This window comes from Sphaerochaeta globosa str. Buddy, from assembly GCF_000190435.1.
Lineage (GTDB): Bacteria > Spirochaetota > Spirochaetia > Sphaerochaetales > Sphaerochaetaceae > Sphaerochaeta > Sphaerochaeta globosa.
The window spans coordinates 1076508-1093841 of record NC_015152.1 but is presented as its reverse complement, the minus strand read 5'-3'; the positions used below and the strand labels follow the sequence as shown (position 1 = coordinate 1093841).

Genomic DNA, 17334 nt, shown 5'->3' with positions numbered 1-17334 from the left:
CTCTTCTCCTATTTTCCCTTCTTGTTGCTCTGTGCAAGCACTGCGACAATGATGATGACACCGGTGACCAAACCGTTGAGGAATGGAGGCACATTGGCCATGATCAAGACTGTATTGATGATTCTCAACATCAACACTCCGAGGAACGTGCCGATGATTTTCCCCCGGCCGCCATCCATGCTCGTCCCTCCGATGGCAACGGCGGCAATGGCATCCATCTCATACCCCATTCCAGCACTTGCCGCTTGAATGGAGGTCAACCGGCTTGCAAGTAAGAAGGCCGCCAACCCATAGAGCAATCCTGCATAGGTAAAAATGAGGGTTTTGACACGATTCACATTGATACCACTCAAACGAGCTGCCTGCTGGTTCGAACCAACGGCATACACATAGGTACCGAATTTTGTCTTGGACATAATGAGACCGGTAAGTACGGTTATGAGAATCAGGAACACCATCAGATGAGGAATCGAAAGAATACGACCGGCGGCAATGGCACGGAACGGTGCATACATGTCCTTGTCAACGGTGAAAGGACCGCCCTGTCCCATCTGGTTGATCACGCTGCGCCAGGCACTCATAGTGGCAAGGGTTACAATAAAGGGGGCGATTCGTCCCTTGGTCACAAGCAGACCGTTGATTAAGCCAGCCAGGATTCCTGCTCCCAGACAGAAGAGAAATGCCAGAACAATGGAGTGGGTGGAATTAAGCACCATCACCCCGAATCCGCTGATCAGGGCAACGGTGGACCCAACTGACAAATCAATCATCCCCGCTGAGATGATCAGGCTCATACCCATTGCACAAATGCCAACGATAGTCCCTTGTACGAATTGGTTGGTGATATTGTTCCATGTCAAAAAGGAGGGACTGACAATGACAGCCACCAACAACAATAAAACAAAACTCAACCAATGGCTGTAGTTGCCGGTAATATTTCTCCAGGTGTCCCGCACCTGCTTCTTCGATAGCGTCAAACCATTCAATTGAGCTCCTCCTTTCTGGTTCCGGTCGAATATTCCATGATGGCGGCCTCGGAAATCTCATCACGGCTAAGCACAGCCGCTGTCGATCCCTTGTAGAGAACGAGACAGCGATCCGCCAGCTGGTGGATTTCCGGATATTCACTAGTGAAAACAATGACACCCTTTCCCTGGGCGGCCAATTCCACAATCAATGTGTAGATGGAGAATTTGGCACCTACATCAATGCCTTGGGTTGGATTATCCATGATGTAGACATCGGCATCGATCTCGAGCCATCGGCTGAGAATCACCTTCTGTTGATTCCCTCCCGAGAGGGAAGTGATGGCATCCAAATCACTGCCTACTTTTATTCCCAAGCGCTTTTGGCTTGCATCGAAGCGCTCCTTTTCCTCACGCATAGTGACAAACAAACCCTTATGCTTGGCAACATAGAAAGAAAGGGAGTTGTTGTTTCTGATACTCAAATCCGGCAGGATACCCCGCTCCTTTCGGTTGCGGGGAACCATGGCGATCCCCCGTTTCATCACAGCCTTGATATCATGCATTGCCAGCGGACCGTCGGGTCTTTCAAGCATGCCGGCTTCCAAGTTGGATGCTCCAAACAGAGAAGTAGCCAGTTCATCGGTTCCTGAACCTTGCAAACCGGTGCAGACCAGAATCTCACCACGGTGGAGGTCAAACGAGACATTGCGGAAACTTTGACCCGTCAAGCCTCTGGCTTTCAGCACCACTTCTTCGGTGATGCTTGCGGCAATACCATCCTTGATATGCGCCTGCACAAAGCTTTTTCCAATGAGCAGCTCAGTTGCCTGATGCTCATCAATATCCTTGATCAAACCGCTTTTGATGAATGTCCCATCGCGGAGAACAGTAAAACGGTCGCAAATACTGAAAATTTCCGGCATTTTATGAGAAATATAGATAAAAGAAACTCCCTCGGCCTTGAGGCGCTGCATAATGGAGAACAGCTTCTCTATTTCCCGGTTGTTCAAAGCGGTCGTCGGCTCATCCATAATGATGAGTTCACTGGAAAACAACAGCGCCCTGGCAATTTCGACCATTTGCTTTTGTGCGGTATCGAGCTCACAGACGATTGTGTGCGCATCGATGCCGCTGTTCATTGAATCGAGCACCTTCTGGGCGTGCTCCATCTCCCTCTTTTTGTCGACTTTCCACCGTTGTTTTGTATATTCTTCACCGAGGAACATATTCTGAAAAACCGTTAAGTCGTTGCACAGATTCAACTCCTGGTGAATAAAGCGAATCTTCAGTTCTGCAGCTTTTTTAGGGCTCATGCCCTCGACGATGTTCCCATCGATTTCAATCGTTCCTGCATCAGGACCGAATGTTCCGGCTAGGATGTTCATCAAAGTCGTTTTTCCGGCTCCATTCTCACCAAGCAGACCGTGGATCTCTTTGCTATGGACCGTGAAGGAGACATCCTTCAAGGCCTCAACCGCTCCAAACGACTTCGATATGTTCTTCATCTCAAGGATCATAACAGTCTCCCTACCTATACAAGAGATGCCCAGAGGAGACCGGAAATCCAGCCTCCAGAGGGCACATCCATTGAAAATTCAAACCCTTACAGGCTATAGCGTACCGTGTACAACTTACCCTGCATATAGGTCTTGTAGTTGGTCTTGTCGATCATCTCGGTAGGAACCTTGTAGTTCTTCTCGAGCTTCTCGCCCTGCAACACCTTCAGACCAAGGTCGATGGCATCGCGGACCATGGACGGGGAGAATGTGTAGGTCATGAAATCGACGCCGGCCAAACCGGAGTTCTCAAAGAGATTCATGAACCCTTCACCACCAGAGACGCCGTTAATCAGACGGATGTTGATCTTTGCATTTCCATGATAGTTCTTCAGAGCTTCGACAATACCGAAGACAATTTCATCATCGTGGGTCCAGATTGCCTTGATGGATTCGATTTCAGCCTTGCTCTTGGTATTCAGGAAGCTTTCCATCTGCTCCATGGCAGTCTGCTGACTCCAGTTGGTAACAAAGGATTGCACCAGATTGAAGTTGGGACTTGCAGTGGAGAGGAATCCATTGGTGCGTTCCATAGGAACGGTGGAGCTGTCACCCTTGAATTCGAGGTAGTTTACCTTGCCCTTGGCCAGGTCTTCCTTGAAATACTCATTGAAATATCGTCCAGCACCTTCACCGATAGCTACGTTGTCGCCGCTGATCTCGGCATCGGGAGCGAGGCCGGGGATGAAACGGTCGTAGACGATCAAGGGAACCTTACTGTCCATTACCGACTGGGCTACACTGCGCAGCTCATCACCGTTGACCGGCCAGAGGACCAGTACATCGGGTTTCATGCCGAGAATGGTTTCAACAGCATTGCTCTGTTCACTACTTTCGGCTGCCGTCATGAAGCGGTAGTCAAAACCGTACTGTGCTGAGAGTGCCTTGACCTGGGCTTCACTGTGGCGGATTGACTCTGCGGTGAATCCATGGTCAGCGCTGGGGGTTACAACTCCCATCAACTGCTTCTTTGCACCAGCTTCCTTGGAGCCCTGTGCAAACACGACGCTGGTTGCAACCAGCAGGACAAGAAGGAGTACCAATACCTTTTTCATTACAAACCTCCTACAGGCTCAAGATCTTCGATGCCTGTGTTGCACTTAGTATAAATCTTTCTGAAAATCTGTCAACTTTTTTCGTAATATTGTAAATATACCTACTATTTAGGCAATTTCTGTCCTACTACTGAGATTTTATTTCATAATCTGAAAATTTTTTCATGCTTTTTCAAATTTTGCTTGCTCCACCGCAAAACTGATTCTATAGTGGAAGTAGAGGTACATCCATGGCAGCAGCACCAAAAAAAATAAACCCTCTTTTGCACAGTGTTGGTAAACTGTTAGCAAAATATTGAAATTAGTGGTAAGGTAATAAGGCATTGAGAGGGCGATGGAGCAGAAGATGTGGTAGTCCCTGCCCATTGTTCTCCCAATGCTTAGGACTACCACAATGCCCAAGCATATCACTTCATCCAGGAAGGAGACACCCTGGACCGGCAAGGACGATGCGACCCCGTTGCAATCATTCATTGATGCAATCAATCTGTCCAACTACAAGAAGAAGCATCCCTCAATTTCGGACACCGAAGAAAGTGAGCTTCTCAACTCCTATGCACCCCAGGAGTGCCGGTATTGCCAGAGCCTCAAGATCCAGAAATACGGATTCACGAGCAACCATGTCAGACGTTACCGGTGTTCGGATTGCGAAAGGACTTTCACGGTCACAACGGGCACCATATTCGACAACCACAAGATACCCATAAGCGAATGGGTGGATTATCTGCTCGGCTTGTTCAGGATGCAGAGCTTCAACTCAGTATCGAAATCAAACAGAAACAGCGACACAACAACGAATTACTGGACATCCAAACTCTGCCTTACACTCAGGGGATACCAAGATACTATTGTTCTCAGGGGAAAAGCTTACATCGATGAGACCTTCTACAAGCTGAGGAAAGAAGATATCCAGATGAAGGAGGATGGGCTGCAGTATCGTGGTCTATCACGAAACCAGATCTGCATGGGGATAGGATGCGATCTCTCCGGCCATGTTTTCTGTACCATCGAGGGGAACGGAAAGACATCCTCCAAGAAAACGTTGGAGGCATTCCTTCATCATATCGAGCCAGGGACAACCCTTGTCCATGATAGAGAGAAAAGCCATGACAGTCTGGTGAAAGACCTGCACTTGGTGAGTGAAGCTCATAGCTCGAAGTCGCTCAAAGGCTTGCCTGACAAGGAAAATCCAATGAACGAAATCAACCAGCGCTGTCGACAGCTCAAGCAGTTCCTGAACTCGCATTCCGGTTTTGACAGAGCCAATCTCTCTGATTACTTGAACCTCTTTGCTTTTATTGTCAATCCTCCCAACGACCCGTACAAAAAGATTGAAACTCTACTCAACAGGGTTTTCGAAAACCCTATTTCGCTCAGTTACAGAGAGAAATACTCAAACTAACGCTCTATTTGCAGTTGGCGACCAACACTGTGCAAAAGAGGGTTTAAAAAAATAACCTACTCGGCCATCTCCGAACTCTCAGGCATCTCTATTGCCACCATCAGTAGAGTCATCAACAACAGCCCGAATGTTCGTGAGGAAACACGCAAGATGGTGATAGACGCGATGAAAGCCCTTGGATTCGATACCTCCAGCCTCGAGGCTATAGGCTCCAAATCCAACGACCTGATCATCTTCAACATCCCCAGCCTGGACAACCCTTTCTACAGCCTCATCATCCAAGGGGCAAAGGCTGCCGCCCAGCGCAACGGATACAACATGTTGGTCAATGAAGATCCAATCGATGAAAAATCCTATGACACTTTTACAGATTTGTTGAAAAAAACAAATGCTGCCGGTTTAATAACCACCAACTGCATCAATCGCACAACCCTACTCAAGCTCAGCGCCTTCATCCCGATGGTCCAATGTTGTGAATGCATCAGCAACATGGATATTCCCTTCGTTACCATCGACGATGTATCCGCAGCCCGTAATGCCGTGGAGTACCTTATTTCCCTAGGAAGAAAACGGATAGCCTTCATAAATGGACCCTTGGAGTATAAGTATGCACAGGACAGGCTTAAGGGCTATCTGCAAGCTCTTGAGCAGGCATCCATCAAGAAGGATCCTGAGATTATCATCCAACTCCAGGAGATAAGCTACGATATGGCGGTGTCTGCAGCGTTCCAGCTGCTCAACTCTGACCAGCGGCCCGATGCCTTCTTTGCCTCCAGCGATGTCTACGCTGCAGCTGCAATAAAGGCGGTCAGAAGATCTGGTTTGGAGGTTCCCAAGGATATCGCCATTGTCGGCTTCGACAATATCGAACTCTCCACCATGTGCACGCCTTCCATCACCACGGTAAACCAACCAAAGTTCCAACTGGGGCTCCTCAGTTGTGAAATGCTCATCAAGCGTATCAGCGGGGAGCTCATCCCCATCTCCAGCATGTACATGGATACCGAGCTTATCGTACGGGAGACTACCCAGAAACCCTCTTCTATCCTTTCACTGCCCCGATCATGACACCTTTGACGAAATAACGCTGAAGGAAGGGATAGAGAATAATAATGGGAAGCGTACTGGTAATAATCACTGCACTCTTTATTGAAATGGCAATCGTACTCTTGTCCCCCGATCCTGCAGCATCGCCGACCATGCTGGTGCCGGTCACAATATTGCGCAAAAAGAGCATGACCGGAAATTGGCTGCTTTTGAGGTAGATGAGACCGTGAAACCATTCGTTCCAAAAGAACACCGCTGTATACAGGCCGACGGTAGCCAGGGCGGCTGTGGAAAGCGGCAAGATGATGAGCACCAGGATGCCCTTGTAGTCGAGACCGTCGATAATCGCCGCTTCCTCCAAGTCCAGGGGAATCGACTTGAAAAAGTTGATCAGTAAAATCAGATTGAACTGATTGATGGCAAACGGAATAAGCATTGCCAGCCGTGTATTGGTCAACCCAAGGTACGATACTAGTAAGTAGTTGGGGATCAGCCCGCCTGAGAAAAACATCGAGAAAATGACCAGACGCATAACAAATTTCACACCCTTAAGGCGGGTCTTGCTCAATGGATAGGCGAACAAAATCATGAGCATCAGACTGATTGCCGTCCCTGCAAACGTATAGAAGAATGTATTGCCATAGGCCTTGAAGAAGTTGGGATAGGTAAAAATCTGGATGTAGGATTGCAGGTTCAACCCTTTTGGTATGAGAAAAACCTCATTGTTGATGATCGCTTTCGGACTCGATATGGAGAGGGAGAGCATATAGAGAAAGGGAATGAGGCAGACAGCCAGGGAGAGTACCATTACCAGGTACACCACAAACGAAAAGAAGAGCGAGGATGGGGTTCTATAGGTTTTCATCCTAGTAAATACCCTCCCCGGTAAGCTTTTTGCTCAAAGCATTGGAAGAAGAAACCAGAATGACTCCGATAATGCCGCTGAACAGCCCGATTGCAGTTGCATAGGAGTAGTTCTGATTGGCAAGCCCTGTTCGATAGACCAAGGTATCGATGATGTCACTTACCATGCTGTTGTCCGGAGTATACAATAAAAGGACCTTCTCAAAACCCAGGGAGAGAAGCCTTCCCACACTGATGATCAGCATTACCATGATGGTAGGCATAATGGAAGGGATGGTGACATAAAAAATTTGCTGGGTTCGGCTAGCTCCATCGATGGTGGCAGCCTCGTACAGTTCGGCCGGTATGGCCGTAATGGCGGCAAGGTATATGATGGCCGTCCAACCGGTATACTGCCAGGTGTCTACCAGGATGTAAATCACCCGAAAGAAGCGGGCCTCATTCATGAAATACAGTGCTTCCTTGGAGAACACCTGCTGACGCAGAATGTTGATGATTCCGCTCGAGGGGGAAAGCAGTTCCCCGAGGATGGCTATCACCACCACCGTCGAGATGAAGCGTGGCATGTAGGATACAGTCTGCACCACCTTCTTGAACGGGAGGATGTGCACTTCGTTGAGCAGGATGGCGAACAGAATGGGAATGGGAAAGTTCACCACCAGATTCAAAAGACTCAAGACCAGGGTGTTGCGAAACGCTCTCCAGAATGCAGGGTCCGACCAGAACCGAGAGAAGTAGGTTAACCCTACCCACTCGGTTCCAAACGGACCCATTCCCGGACGGTATCGCCGGAAGGCCAGGACGCTGCCAAGCATGGGAACATACTTGAACACCAAGAAATAGAGCAAGGGAAGCACCATCATGGCATACAGTTGCCAATACCGTGCAACATACGATCCCTTTTGCAGCTGTTTCCCTTGCTTCATCAAGACCCTCCAAAACTATTTACAGGTTGGCGTTGTACAATTCAGTGAACTTCTCAATGCCAAGATTCTTCATTTCCTTGACATAAGCGTCCCAATCCTTCTCAATGCTCTTGCTGCCGGTCAAGAAGGCTGAGTTCCACCGCTCAAAGGCATCAAAAAGCGGAGTTTGCAGCGTTCCTGCTTCCTCGGCCATCCGATCGTCGAACTTGGGAGTGGGAGGAATAGCCTGAATGACATCCCCCATCGCCTCAACCTCGGCATTGATGCGGGCATAGTTCTCGTCGTATTTGGTCATCTCACGGGCATTGACCCATACCATCTGTGTTACATCACTGCCGCAGCCGTACTTGACCTGCAGGCTCTTATAAATGCCTTCACTGGAGTTGCGAATCTCGTCGACAAAGACAACCTTGCCGTTCTGCGTGGTATAGGTGGTCCCTTCAACGCCCAGGCACCAGAGCTTGGCGTTCTCCTCGGAGAAGAACATCTCATCCACAGTCCTGACCAGCTGCTCGAAATCAGCGCGCTTGGCAGTCTTGATCGGGAACAGGATGCCCGACCCGGTCTTGCTCTTGGGCTGGTGGTGAGCACCCTCTGGGCCGGCGAGGGCCGGATACATCTGCAGCTTGAAGCCGTCGATGGTACTGTTAGCCGTCACTCCGCCGAGCTGGTCATAATACGCATAGCTGGCCATGGCCTTGCCGGTGGCAAGTTTTTGCGTCCAGCGATCCCCGTCGATGGGTTCGGCCATCTCCGGGTCGAGCAAGCCTTCAGCATAGAGCTTGTGCATATAGGTGATGTAGCTCTTGTACTGTTCGCTGATAGCACCTGCAAAGTACCGTTTGTTTGCATAATCCCAACTGAGGGTATTGCTTCCGCTTGCACCATTCTTGCCCAAGCTGATGCCCCAGGAAGGCATGGTCATGCGATAGAGCACACGCGGTCCTGCAAGAATTGTCAACGGATAGGAAGTTGGGTTGTGCTGCTTGAATACCTTCAGCACCTGATACAGGTCCTCAAATGTCTTCGGAGCAGAGAGGTTGTACTTCTTCAAAAGGTCTTCACGCAAAATCAAGCCGCCATCATAGAAAGGAACATCAAACAAAGCTGGCAGGAAATACCGTTTGCCATCCTTGAGCTTGAGTGATGCAACATCGTCCTCAAGACCGAATTCCTTGACGCGTGCATTGAAATTGGGAGTCCAAGCCTCGTAATCGCTGATGGGGACAACCGCGCCATTGAGTGAAAGGGCGGCATTCTCACCTTTTGTGGACTGGTAAAGAATTACATCGGGTGCATTGGTCCCGGTATTCAAGGCCAGTGAGACCTTCGTCTGATAATCCACGATCGGGATGATTTCGAACTCTACCTTGGCATTCACTCGTTTCTGAACTTCAGTGACTGTCAACCAATCGCCCTTGAACGGCAGGGTGGCATTGTCCGAATAAAAAACGGAAAATGCAATTGGGCCGCTTGAGGTTTCCTTTACTCCCGCCGCAAAAAGCGAGAACGACAGAAAGACCAACACCAACAGAGCAACCAACAGGGTTTTCTTCATAGTGCCCCTCCTTTTGTATTAGAAACAACCGTAAAACGGTGATTTCGAACTACCTAAGGTGCACAGGTCAACGAGGGTGCAAGTAACAGCAGGTGTACACCACTTGTATAGTATATGCACCAAACCAAGCAACTCGCAACAATATTTTTTACTGAAACTAGAAATCAAACTGAAAATATTTTTTAGTCTTATCCACTCAGCTGCGCGCACCCAAAAAGTGCCTGTAGATACCGGGTGTCGATCCTTCGATCAGGCTGGCATGCACGCACTTCTCATAGAAGGCTGCCGGCCCGACTCCCCCGATAATGGCATACGCATACCCTTCATCCCTGAGTGCTTCCAACGAACGCAGCAACAAAGCCTTCCCGAGGCCCTTGCCTTGCATGCTATCGAGGACCCTTGTCGGTCCAAAGAAGTCCAACGCGGTTGCGTTGTAGCAGGCATACCCGAGAATTTGCTTGTCCTGTACAGCCAGAAAGAGGGAGATGGGATTGCGGGAAAAGCAGACATCCGCCTCGCCTTGGGCTGCAAGGGAGGATTTCTCACCAATCCAGGTGAGAACGCGGACTTTATCCGGTGCCATTGCCCGTTGAATTGAAATCCCTTGCTCTGCCAAGTCAGAGATGACCTGCCGGCTAGAAGGAAGATCATAGAGTTTGACCAGCATATCAGGCATGAATACCTCCTAACGAAACGCTGAGTTTCCCCTGCAGTGTACGATTACCTATGAGCATGGTGGCCAACGCCTCGAACACATCCTTGGTATAGGCATAGGCAGCAATGCTGCGGACAGGAGACTTCACCAAGCCCAAGTCATACGGATTGCGTAGTGCAATACAGAGCACCGGCTTTGACTTGGCCAGGGAATCGACCAACTCGATTTGCCCCGCATAGATATGGCCATTGTAGGTTGCACAGACTACTGACGAAAAACTTTCGATCTGCCCTGAGATCCGCTTGATCTCTTCGCTGTCGGGATTCTCGGTGGTGACAATAGCCGCCCCTCCAAGCAATGCCGCCATTACAGGGGCGAAAAGCAAAGCCTCTTCATCGTTGGAAACATTGGTTGCCCGAAAACAGGGAGGTCCTATGAAGCAGGGATTGCTGCCCAGTTCGAAGGGAGCATCATGCACCAAGGTAAGGCTCCTCTGGTGCAATCTCGCATTCTTTTTCTGATGTTCCAAGCAGTTGACCACCGAAAGAGGAGGCCTCATTTCTTGGGCAAGCATGGCTTTGGCTAAAAGGATATTCTGTGTCGAGAGCTCCAGCTCTTCTTCACTCAACGTTCCGGCCTCCAAGGCTGCCTCCACCGCTTCTACAGCTTCACAACCAAGTCCGACATGGTGACTGATGCAGACCAGATCGACACCAGCCTGCAAAGCAGAAACAGCTCCCTTTACGGTTCCGTAGTGCTTGGCGATAGCATCCATTTCCATGCAATCACTGAAGATAAGGCCTTTGAATCCCAATTCTGTACGCAGCAAACCTGTTATGATGCTGTGACTCATGGTAGCCGGTACGTTGGAATTTTCAAGCCGGGGAAACAGGATGTGACTGGTCATGATTCCCATCACACCTCCAACCACTGCTTGCTTGAAGGGAGCGAGGTGCATTTCCAATTCCTCACGCGTCCGGTCAACAACAGGAAGTGCCACATGACTGTCCAAGTGGGTATCGCCATGGCCGGGAAAGTGTTTGGCTACGGCCATCACTCCCCCGCTTTGTAATCCTTCGATCATGGAAAGGCCAAAGGAGGAGACCACGTCACTGGTATCGCCATAACTTCTTACCCCGATCACCGGATTGCGAGGATTGCTATTCACATCCAGACAGGGAGCAAAATTTACAGTAACCCCGAGGGCTCTGAGTTCCTTTGCTGTAATCAGGCCGGCTTCAAAAGCCGACTGCGTTTTACCGGTGGCAGCAACAGCCATTGCAGACGGAACATTGGTACAATCGCTTGAGAGTCTGGTAACCATACCGCCCTCTTGGTCGATGGTAATGAAGGCAGGATGCCCACACTCTTTTTGTACCAAGTCTTCAATATCTCGGCATAGTTGGAAGAGCTGCTCCTTGTTCGCAATATTACGGGCAAAAAGTATGACATTACCAATTTTGTATCGTCGGACTGCTTCAATGAAGGGCTCATCCATCTCGATTCCGTCAAAGCCGCATACCAAATGCTGCCCGATCATACTGCGTCTCTCAATTCCCATATCGTTCAAAGCTCCTCTTCTGTTTCATGAAAGTTTGTGATTCTTGTTCCGCTTTCTGCAATACTGCAGCAAGCTTGTCGTCCCAAACCGCTTCCGATCCGAAGCCTGCAAGCTTAGAAAAATGTGCATTGAAGGTAAGCGCGTTTGGATACATCCTCTGGATTATGGAAAGCACCCGCAGACAGACACTGAAGGGGCGCAGCAGATGGTAATCCAGAATGTGTGCATACAGGCCGTGACAGAGTTGTCCTTGATACTTGCTTTGGCTGGGGACGAATGAAACCGGAGTAAAGACGACGCCTTGCAATCCTAGTTTTCCGACCTCAGCAGAGAGGCGGTAGGAATCTATGAAAGGTGCTCCAAACACTTCAAAGGGAGCACTGGTTCCCCTTCCCTCACTGAGATTGGTTCCCTCAAGCATGCAAAACCCTGCATACAGGAACACTCCCTGCAAATGGGAAAGGGCGGGACTTGTCATAATCCAGGGCTGAGCAGTATCCAGCCAAAGATCAGAGCGTTTGTAGCCTGAAAGCTCAACGAGAGAGAGTTCACCCGTATAGCCATACTGACTCTGCATCCAAAAGGCAAGCTCCCCGATTGTCAGGCCATACCGGACAGGAAGACCGCTGGGTCCGACAAAACTCTCAAGACGACTCTCAAGAATCGGTCCTTCGACCACCAAGCCTCCCAAGGGATTGGGTCGGTCCAGGACTATCAAAGGCTTGCCAAGCTCAAGCAGCTGCCTAAGCGTTGCTATGTAGGTATAGAACCTAAGTCCTACATCCTGGATGTCGAATATAAGGTAATCGAGATCAGCACATACTGCAGCGTCAACCTTGCCACCATCACTGCCATAGAGGCTGTGTACAACCAAACCGGTTTCACTATCACGCTGGTCAGCAACTTCCTTCCCATCTGCAACGAAGGAGCCAAGTCCATGCTCGGGGGCGAAGAGGTCGGTAATCGGAAGGTTCTTGCAGAGGTAGGATTTCGAGGACTGAAAGTCTGCTGTAAAACTCGCAGCATTGGTTACCAGCCCCAAACGCTTACTTCCCAGGTGCATGCCACCCAGTGCTTCCAAAGCCCTATCCAAACCAGACACCATTGCAGACTTCCCCCTTCAGCCATCCTAGACCACAACCGTGCTCTGAGCAAGCTCAAGCAAGCATGATACCACGCAGGAACTCTTGTCCAGATGCTGAACCTACTGTATACCAAACCTTATACAGGGAGGTTTCTCATGGGCTACTATTTGGATTTCTCAAAGCTTGATCTCCATTTTCTGAAACATCGCCTGAGTGAGGAAAACCTCATCCCCAGTCACCTTTCACTCAGAGAGGCCCTGGACGAGAACTTTCTGAAAATCCACTCCTTGGGAATTACTACACTCGCCGAGCTGAGAGCTCGACTTGGCAATGCTAAAGCAATCGAAAAACTCAGCAAGGAGAGCAGTATCGAAAGTGGCTATCTGAAGTTGCTGAATCGCGTGCTCAATGGCTGCCTGCCAAAACCGGTGCGGCTTATAGAATATGCAAACCAGGAGGCAGGTCCTCTTGCAGCGCTGCAAGCGATAGGGCTCGGCGATAGTTTTTCCTACTGGAATGCAGCACACCTGAAAAAGGAGCGGGAGGTCCTTTCCTCCAAGCTGGGAGTAGGAATGGAGGCACTTACCTCCCTGGCGTGCCTATGCGACCTTTCCCGCATACAATGGGTGAGTCCTCTCTTTGCATGTCTGTTGTTTGAGGGTGGGTATGCCTCAGTTCAAGAGATCTCTAACGCTAAACCGAAACCTTTGGTACAGGCTGTTGCTGAGGCGAATGAAAGGTTACTCCTGTTCAAAGGCAAGATTGGTGAGAAGGATATGGCTAGGCTGATCTATTGTGCAACACTACTCTATGCAGAGCTGGAACGATGAGCAAAAAATCGACGCTGCCCTCTGGCAAAGGCAACGTCGAAAAATGGAGATTTACTGTGTGTGTTTGGAGTGTTACAAAAGTTTCTCGATGGCCTTGGCTACCTTGCCCAGGTCGTAAGAAGGTTCAAAACGGGAAACAACTTCACCGTTGCGGTCAATGAGGAACTTGGTAAAGTTCCACTTGATCTCACTGCTCTTCTCATATTCAGGGTTTGCTTTGCGCAGGATTCCATCAAGAATGGGGGCGATCTTGTGGCTCATGTCGAACCCTGCGAATCCCTTCTTGTCCTTCAGGTATTTGTACAACGGGATTGCACCTTCACCGTTGACATCAACCTTCCCGAACTGGGGAAACTGGGTACCGAACTTCAGCGTACAGATTTCGTGGATCTCCTCAATCGACTCAGGAGCTTGCCCATCGAACTGGTTGCAGGGGAAGTCCAAGATCTCAAAGCCCTTCGCCCTGTATGCTTCATACAATTTCTCAAGCTCAGTGTATTCGGGGGTAAACCCACACTGAGTTGCAGTATTTACGATCAAGAGCACGTTGCCCTTATAGGTGGAGAGTTTTACTTCCTCTCCTTTTCTTCCGCGTACGGTGTAATCATATACACTCATGTGCTCCTCCTTTTATATCGTTTACTATTTAATTTTTCACAACTTATATTTCTATACTACTCACCACCATATAATTTGTCAAGTGTTATAGTATGAATTTTCCCTATCTCTCACATGTATGCATATTCACTGCAAGAAAAATGTAATGATTTTTCATAAAAAGGCATGAATATAATCGTTTTTCAGGTCCAGTAATCGTTTTTCATGAATTCACACTTCCCGAAAGGGGCACCCCGGTCGGATATGCAGCCCTTATCGATGCATACAACCTTCCTTGCCCATTTCCTATAATAAAAATAGCAATTGGAACGAAGCACACCATTGAGGCTCTTGCAAAATGAGGATTCATTGAGAAATTGAATCCATCCGACGATACTAATACCATTGATTAAGAGGAGCGAACCGTCCAATCAAGGGCTTCAAACGAGTAAATACGCCCGGTCCATCGATAATCGAGTGCAAGAAGACACACCTACCCCACGATAGGCTAATGCATCATTGCTCTTTGTGGTGTTACGCAGTTTTCTGGATGCCCGGCAGGATGCAATACTGCAGTATCTTGATTGCAGCAAGGCACAGCACGCCGGTCATCAGGCAGTGGGAGACCTTCTCCGTCCCCCTGACCATGATCTTCGGCGGAATAAGCCAATCCTTCAGGTGGGAGTTGGACCTCTCCACGGTCGAACGGATCCTGAACCGCTGCTTTTCAGAGGGGGAGAGGACCCGTTGCTGCTTGCGCCGCTTGTTCGGGTCGATGATGGGCATCCTGCCGTTTCCGATGATGAAGTCCTTGATGGGCTTTGCATCGTAGGCGCTGTCCATCAGCGAGTACAGGTGTTTGATCCGCTGCCCGGTCATCCGCTCCAAGGGAATCGCCGCTTGGCTGTCATGTACGTTGGCACCCGTGACGATGGTGCTGAACGGGATGCCGCTGTGCGTGACATCCAGGTGAGCTTGTAGCCTTTCCATAGTTGCGGTTGCCCCTGCTGTTGCGCTTGCTCCCCAGCTGCACTGGGGAGTCAATTCCTCGAACTGCTGTTCGGCAGTCTGGCCAAGTTGCTTCTGCAGAACGTTTTGCTTCTTGGTTTTCGACTCAGAGCCTTTCCTGGGCCTGCCGGGTTTCCCCCTCGGGATTACTTCCTTCTTCTGGTTCACGGCCTTCTCGCGCGCCTCGATGGCTGTGGAGTCCCGGCTGACATGACCCACGATGCGGCCGTCCAGATAGAGCTTACCAGGGGGCCCAGCGCCTTCTCCATGAGTTTTTGGCGTGCATGGATGCCAAATTTCCTGCTGAAGGTGGCCTCACTCGGTACGGAGGTGAACCCGCAGACCTGCCGCAGCGACGGATCGCTGAGCAGGCGGTTGCGAAGCGAGGTGACGGTGGGAATCTTGAAAAACTGCTTGGCCAGGGCCGAACGGATCATCGCCGTCTCATCATAGCCTTTGCGCCCAAGCAGGCTTGCCTTGCCGTCGCACGCCGGCAGGAATTCCTCTAGCACCTGCAGCATCTGGATGAACGTACGGTGTTCGGCGGTCACATACCCTTCGAAAACCTCTTGGATGTCGAAAGAAATACCGAATACCATCTGGCAACCGCCGAGGATTTCTGCTATGCTTTTAATGGACCTGCTCTCCTTCTAATTGTTTGTAGTTAATCATATTATAAAGGATTGTCAGGTCCATTTCTATACAAATATCCAAATAACGTGCTTGTTTGCAGCAAGGATGAGCTTCTGAAGCTGCCTCAAGTAGCTCAGAAGAATGAAAATATCAGGCATTTGCTATTTTGCAAGAGCCTCCATTGTAAAAGAGAATGGTTGGCATCTGCTCACGCCTAGGCATCAGCCGGAAAATTCCGTAAAAGGACATCTTGCTTTTGCATTAAAATATGAAGGTGTTGATTTAGGTGTTCTCAAGAAATTATTCGAACTACTTGAACCGGACGAAATACGGAAGATGGTTCAGGAATCAATAACGGGAGCCTATAGCAGACGAATTTGGTTCCTCTATGAATGGTTGATGGGAACACTCCTCGATCTGAGCGATGCACAAAGCGGTAACTATGTACATGTTCTTGATCCTCTGCAGCAGTTGGCTGTAACTGGGGAGAAATCAAAGCGACATCGAGTTGTAAACAATCTGCCAGGAACTCCGGATTTTTGCCCTCTCATACGACGAACCGAGGAATTAGATGCATACATCTCCATGAATCTCAAAGAGAAAGCCCTTCTCATTTCGTCGAATAGTCCCAAGGATGTAGTTGCCCGTGCTGCTGCATTTCTCCTTTTGAAAGATTCACAAGCAAGTTTTGCCATTGAAAATGAAACGCCTCCCCACGATAGAATCATGCGATGGGGCAATGCGATTCGTGAAGCCGGGAAGTCACCCATCACCAATGAAGAACTTGTCCGTCTTCAAAACATTGTAATCGGAAACAGCCGTTTTGTGAAAATTGGGTATAGGGATTCAGGTGGCTTTATTGGTGAACATGATAGAGACTCAGGAATACCTATTGTGGAACATATCAGCGCAAAGAATGAGGATATTGATTCCTTGATACGTGGATTGGTTGCATATAGCAAAAAAGTCACACATCAATTAGACCCTGTCTGTGCTGCTACCGCAATTGCTTTTGGATTTGTCTATATCCACCCATTTGTGGATGGGAATGGACGTGTTCATCGGTACCTTATCCATTATATTCTGGCAGAAAATGGGTATAACCCCCCAGGTATGATATTTCCAGTGTCAAGTTCGATGTTACACCGAATAACTGAATATGGAGCAGTCTTAAGAAGCTATTCACTAGCAATTCTACCCTTCATCAAATGGAAAGCAACGAAAGATTATACTGTACAGGTTCTCAATGATACCATCGACTATTACCGTTACTTTGATGCCACTGAGCACGCTGTCTTTCTCTATCGGTGTGTCAAGGAAACAATAGAGCATGACCTCCCTGAAGAGGCACACTTTCTTGTGCGCTATGATACATTCAGAAAAACAGTACAAGATGGTATCGAAATGCCCGACACTACTGTATTCCTGCTTTACAATTTTCTATCACAAAACGTAGGAAAACTGTCCAAACGGGCACAAGAAAAAGAATTTCATGCTCTATCACAAACCCAGATTGACACTTTCGAGCAACTATACGCCCAACTCTTTGTTGAATAACTATGCAATGTACCCGGTAACAGGCAGGACCA

16 protein-coding genes are annotated in these 17334 nt (G+C 49.0%); 4 read left to right on the top strand and 12 right to left on the bottom strand.

Annotated elements, in window-relative coordinates; translation table 11 throughout:
• Positions 1 to 8 precede the first annotated feature (8 nt).
• The 3 genes from SPIBUDDY_RS05140 to SPIBUDDY_RS05130 form a co-directional block, all read right to left on the bottom strand.
• Positions 9 to 986 (bottom strand): ABC transporter permease, encoded by a 978-nt coding sequence (locus tag SPIBUDDY_RS05140; protein ID WP_013606697.1) that lies wholly within the window; start codon positions 984 to 986, stop codon positions 9 to 11.
• Positions 983 to 2473 carry a sugar ABC transporter ATP-binding protein gene (locus tag SPIBUDDY_RS05135; RefSeq protein ID WP_245523814.1) on the bottom strand — a complete coding sequence of 497 codons (1491 nt, stop codon included), beginning with the start codon at positions 2471 to 2473 and terminating at the stop codon, positions 983 to 985. The genes SPIBUDDY_RS05140 and SPIBUDDY_RS05135 overlap by 4 nt, the downstream gene beginning before the upstream one ends.
• Positions 2474 to 2571: 98 nt before the next feature.
• The gene (locus SPIBUDDY_RS05130) at positions 2572 to 3579 is read right to left on the bottom strand and encodes a substrate-binding domain-containing protein (protein WP_013606695.1); all 1008 of its coding nucleotides are present in this window, start codon (positions 3577 to 3579) and stop codon (positions 2572 to 2574) included.
• A gap of 394 nt (positions 3580 to 3973) precedes the next feature.
• Here SPIBUDDY_RS05130 and SPIBUDDY_RS05120 point away from each other — a divergent pair, with 394 nt between their 5' ends.
• Together SPIBUDDY_RS05120 and SPIBUDDY_RS05115 are read left to right on the top strand one after the other, a co-directional pair.
• Positions 3974 to 4981: an IS1/IS1595 family N-terminal zinc-binding domain-containing protein gene (locus SPIBUDDY_RS05120; protein WP_013606063.1), complete on the top strand. Its 1008-nt coding sequence runs from the start codon at positions 3974 to 3976 to the stop codon at positions 4979 to 4981.
• A gap of 6 nt (positions 4982 to 4987) precedes the next feature.
• On the top strand, positions 4988 to 6049 hold the full coding sequence (locus SPIBUDDY_RS05115) for a LacI family DNA-binding transcriptional regulator (protein ID WP_342626410.1): 1062 nt from the start codon (positions 4988 to 4990) through the stop codon (positions 6047 to 6049).
• On the opposite strand, the gene SPIBUDDY_RS05110 is transcribed toward SPIBUDDY_RS05115, so the two are convergent.
• The 6 genes from SPIBUDDY_RS05110 to SPIBUDDY_RS05085 all read right to left on the bottom strand — a co-directional run bounded on the left by SPIBUDDY_RS05110 (position 6024) and on the right by SPIBUDDY_RS05085 (position 12697).
• On the bottom strand, positions 6024 to 6893 hold the full coding sequence (locus SPIBUDDY_RS05110) for a carbohydrate ABC transporter permease (RefSeq protein WP_013606692.1): 870 nt from the start codon (positions 6891 to 6893) through the stop codon (positions 6024 to 6026). The two genes, SPIBUDDY_RS05115 and SPIBUDDY_RS05110, sit on opposite strands and share 26 nt — an antisense overlap.
• Position 6894: 1 nt before the next feature.
• Complete coding sequence (locus SPIBUDDY_RS05105) at positions 6895 to 7818, bottom strand: ABC transporter permease (RefSeq protein WP_013606691.1); 924 nt, start codon at positions 7816 to 7818, stop codon at positions 6895 to 6897.
• A 19-nt stretch (positions 7819 to 7837) separates the two neighbouring features.
• Positions 7838 to 9376 carry an extracellular solute-binding protein gene (locus SPIBUDDY_RS05100; protein WP_013606690.1) on the bottom strand — a complete coding sequence of 513 codons (1539 nt, stop codon included), beginning with the start codon at positions 9374 to 9376 and terminating at the stop codon, positions 7838 to 7840.
• 196 nt (positions 9377 to 9572) lie between these two features.
• Complete coding sequence (locus tag SPIBUDDY_RS05095) at positions 9573 to 10052, bottom strand: GNAT family N-acetyltransferase (RefSeq protein WP_013606689.1); 480 nt, start codon at positions 10050 to 10052, stop codon at positions 9573 to 9575.
• Positions 10045 to 11592: a beta-N-acetylhexosaminidase gene (gene nagZ, locus SPIBUDDY_RS05090; protein ID WP_013606688.1), complete on the bottom strand. Its 1548-nt coding sequence runs from the start codon at positions 11590 to 11592 to the stop codon at positions 10045 to 10047. Before nagZ ends, SPIBUDDY_RS05095 begins: the two co-directional genes overlap by 8 nt.
• Complete coding sequence (locus SPIBUDDY_RS05085) at positions 11582 to 12697, bottom strand: DUF1343 domain-containing protein (protein ID WP_013606687.1); 1116 nt, start codon at positions 12695 to 12697, stop codon at positions 11582 to 11584. The genes nagZ and SPIBUDDY_RS05085 overlap by 11 nt, the downstream gene beginning before the upstream one ends.
• A gap of 135 nt (positions 12698 to 12832) precedes the next feature.
• Between SPIBUDDY_RS05085 and SPIBUDDY_RS05080 the strand changes: the two genes are divergently transcribed.
• Positions 12833 to 13507: a DUF4332 domain-containing protein gene (locus SPIBUDDY_RS05080; RefSeq protein WP_013606686.1), complete on the top strand. Its 675-nt coding sequence runs from the start codon at positions 12833 to 12835 to the stop codon at positions 13505 to 13507.
• A gap of 72 nt (positions 13508 to 13579) precedes the next feature.
• Here SPIBUDDY_RS05080 and SPIBUDDY_RS05075 read toward each other — a convergent pair whose 3' ends face one another.
• The 3 genes from SPIBUDDY_RS05075 to SPIBUDDY_RS05065 form a co-directional block, all read right to left on the bottom strand.
• Complete coding sequence (locus tag SPIBUDDY_RS05075; protein WP_013606685.1) at positions 13580 to 14125, bottom strand: glutathione peroxidase; 546 nt, start codon at positions 14123 to 14125, stop codon at positions 13580 to 13582.
• Positions 14126 to 14638: 513 nt separating this feature from the next.
• Positions 14639 to 15331, bottom strand: a complete 693-nt coding sequence (locus SPIBUDDY_RS05070; protein ID WP_155816065.1) for a transposase — start codon at positions 15329 to 15331, stop codon at positions 14639 to 14641.
• A complete protein-coding gene (locus tag SPIBUDDY_RS05065; protein ID WP_041380587.1) occupies positions 15277 to 15711 on the bottom strand; it encodes a transposase in 435 nt (144 codons plus the stop codon). Before SPIBUDDY_RS05065 ends, SPIBUDDY_RS05070 begins: the two co-directional genes overlap by 55 nt.
• Before the next feature lie 175 nt (positions 15712 to 15886).
• Between SPIBUDDY_RS05065 and SPIBUDDY_RS05060 the strand changes: the two genes are divergently transcribed.
• A complete protein-coding gene (locus SPIBUDDY_RS05060) occupies positions 15887 to 17302 on the top strand; it encodes a Fic family protein (protein ID WP_013606684.1) in 1416 nt (471 codons plus the stop codon).
• Positions 17303 to 17334 lie beyond the last annotated feature (32 nt).